2 protein-coding genes and 1 pseudogene are annotated in these 2987 nt (G+C 39.4%); all 3 read left to right on the top strand.

Features of this window, described 5'->3' with window-relative positions; genetic code table 11:
* Positions 1 to 29: 29 nt before the first annotated feature.
* Positions 30 to 440: pseudogene (locus BCU91_RS20675) on the top strand (SirB2 family protein); the annotation flags it as partial.
* 243 nt (positions 441 to 683) lie between these two features.
* Positions 684 to 1169 carry a VOC family protein gene (locus BCU91_RS04405; protein ID WP_102436118.1) on the top strand — a complete coding sequence of 162 codons (486 nt, stop codon included), beginning with the start codon at positions 684 to 686 and terminating at the stop codon, positions 1167 to 1169.
* A gap of 424 nt (positions 1170 to 1593) precedes the next feature.
* Positions 1594 to 2718: a membrane dipeptidase gene (locus BCU91_RS04410; protein WP_102436120.1), complete on the top strand. Its 1125-nt coding sequence runs from the start codon at positions 1594 to 1596 to the stop codon at positions 2716 to 2718.
* Positions 2719 to 2987 lie beyond the last annotated feature (269 nt).

A 2987-nucleotide genomic window follows, 5' to 3' on the forward strand; every position in this document is an offset into this window, starting at 1 on the left:
GATGGAATTAGACCAGAACAACCCACCTAACAATAATCGCGCTCACCTTTATCTTTTTTATCATTAACTTACTATTAACTATGAAAGGCTCTGACAAGGTCAATATAAAGCTACTTAAGACAGGGCCACACATCTTATATACGTTGTTTATCGCGACATTCCTTTACCTTGTTATTGTAAATCCACTGAATTTATACCCCTTCGTTAATGGTTGGGCATCATCAAAACTAGCGGGGTTTGTGCTGTATGTACTCTCAATTACGTTTGCGCTTAAATGGGCAAAATCAAATATATGGCGCATTATAGGCTTTATCAGTGCCACGTTTTGGATAGTAATGAGTGCTAGACTGGGTTTTGCTCATCATCTAAAAACCAAAGGGGTTGAAGATGCTAATGCATACATTGAACTAGGTTACGCAATGTTAACAGCAACCTGCTAGCTCATTGTTTAAATAACTAAGCTAAGCAGGCTCGGCATAAAAGCGTCTGCTTAGCTTTTTTGCTTTTATGCCAGCCCAAACATTCCTAATGCTAACTACATTGCAGTCCAGTCAACTTCATAACATAATTTTATTAACTTTATAATTTTTGATAATTTTATTAAATCATCGGCTCGCCCTATACTTCTTCCATCAAAACGAACAAGCAACAACTTAGCAATTAACGTATAAGGCGAAAATATTATGAAAATGAGTCATGTAGGTATTATGGTTGGTGACATGGATAAAGCCGTCGAGTTTTATACCCAGGCATTAGGTCTTGAAACGGTTATGGGTAAGTCTGAGGTCATAGAAGAAAAACAAACTGCCATTGGTAGAATGTGTATTGCGGTATTTGGTGAAGGTTTTAAAGGCTTCAACATTGCTCACCTCGTCACGTCAGATGGCATCGGTTTTGAATTATTTGAAATGAAAGACCGTGAACAAAAACATACTGTCGACTTCACTAAAATCGGTATCTTCCATTACTCGTTAGAAACAGATGATTTTGAAGGCGTTATCGAGCGAGTTGAAAAATTCGGTGGCAAAGTCAGAATGGACATCATGCGCTACCATCCAGAAGATGATAATAAGCCTTACAAAATGGTGTATTTAGAAGACCCATTTGGAAACTTATTTGAGCTATATTCTCATTCTTATTCAGAAACTTATTCTTCTGAATATGAATAGAAATTAAATAGCCAAAAATCAGCAACTAACCAAGGTTTGTTGCTGATTTTTTTTGTAATAAACAACCTCGTTTTGGCACAAATCATCTTTGGGCAATGATCACATTGCTAAGAAAACCTCCTTAGCTAGCTTTAGGTATTGTTGCAGCTAACGATGAACCTGCGGGACTCACCTAATGAAAAAAACCTAACAACCTATTATCGAGATATTGAAAGTGAATATCATCTAGCCATGCGGCGTCTGGTGGTATGACTAAACCATGTCAGTCCTTAAGGTGATGTTAACAGGATCCTAGTAGTTGAGGATTTGATCATACATAAACGATTAATACTCCAACGATAATGAGACTACTATAGTTAAATCTTAAACAAGTTCAGCGTTTATTGAACATGTTGAAAGGCGCAAACACTATAGGAATCGAATTATGACTAATAACAAAACCCTTGAGCTACCTGAATTTGAAATCAAAGATTATTCCAATATCCCACAGCGTAAACAGTTTTATCCCGCATCAGAAAAAGCTGTCAATATTGTCCGTGATTCTATGACCATTGATACCCTATTTTCTGCACTATATCCCAGTCAGTGGTCTTCACCTGAAGCGCCAGAATTTCACGATGAAATGGACCGTTGTAAGGCTGCTGGTTTTAAAGTACTTGCAGCATGTCCATCTGCGGACTCGTTAGACGCCTCTGTCGATGGCATCATGAAAGGCACAGATTTTTATCTTAATAAAATGAGAGAACGCCCAGACAGCTACAAAATTATCCGTACAACAAAAGACATTGATGATGCGGTAAAAGAGGACAAGCTTGGGCTATTTTTTACTCACCAAGGCACCCAGATATTTGGTGGCGATGTGGACCGTGTCGCTTTGTGGCGTGAGTTAGGTTATGGCTACTGTCTTTTAGCTTACAACAATCGCAATGAAGTAGGAGATGGTTGCTTTGAACCTGAAAATCGCGGTTTGACCGCCTTTGGTAAAAAGCTGATTGATAGCTATAACCGTTACGGCATGGTGGTAGATGTTAGCCATACAGGCGAACGTACCTCGCTTGATGCTATAGAGCGCAGTAGTCAACCTGTTATTTCTTCGCACTCAGGTGCAAAAGCCATGGCCAATTATCAACGTAGTTTATCTGACGAAGTAATCAAAGCCATCGCAGAGAGTGGTGGTGTATGCTCAATCAATATGGTTGGCGCATTTATGGACACGTCTAACCCAGATATTGTTACCACAGACGCGCTATTCCGTCATGTCGATTACATGGTGAACCTAGTTGGTATTGATCACGTGGGTTTTGGTTCAGACTATATTCCCAATATTAATTTTACTGCCTCAATCATGCAAACCCCAATGGGCGCTGCTGTTTTCCCTGATGGCGGCTATAGTGCAGCAGCAGGTGCAAAGGGCTTCCCTACTCCAGCACCTTACCAAATTGTAGCGGCACTGATTGATAAAATGCTACAAAATGGATATAGCCAAGAGGATTGTGGCAAATTCTTGGGTGGTAATATGTACCGAGTATTTGATCAGGTGTGGCGTTAGTTGATTAATGTTAGTTGATTAATGTTAGTTGATTAAATATTGAGTCGTAAAAAGCACTGCCAGCCCAGTCTAAAGACTGGCGGTGCTAATTTGAATTTAGACATTTCTGAGGTACAAAATCACGCTGTTGTCGATTATTTTAGACTGATCCACGGGTATTTGTTCAGCCACAGATAAGAAATGAAAACCTTTATTATCATATGAGTATACAGTAAAAACCATGTTCATTTGCGCGTGAGTGAGTGACAGGCCTTTACTGGCAATGCTTC

Source organism: Shewanella sp. 10N.286.52.B9 (assembly GCF_002873635.1).
GTDB lineage: Bacteria > Pseudomonadota > Gammaproteobacteria > Enterobacterales > Shewanellaceae > Shewanella.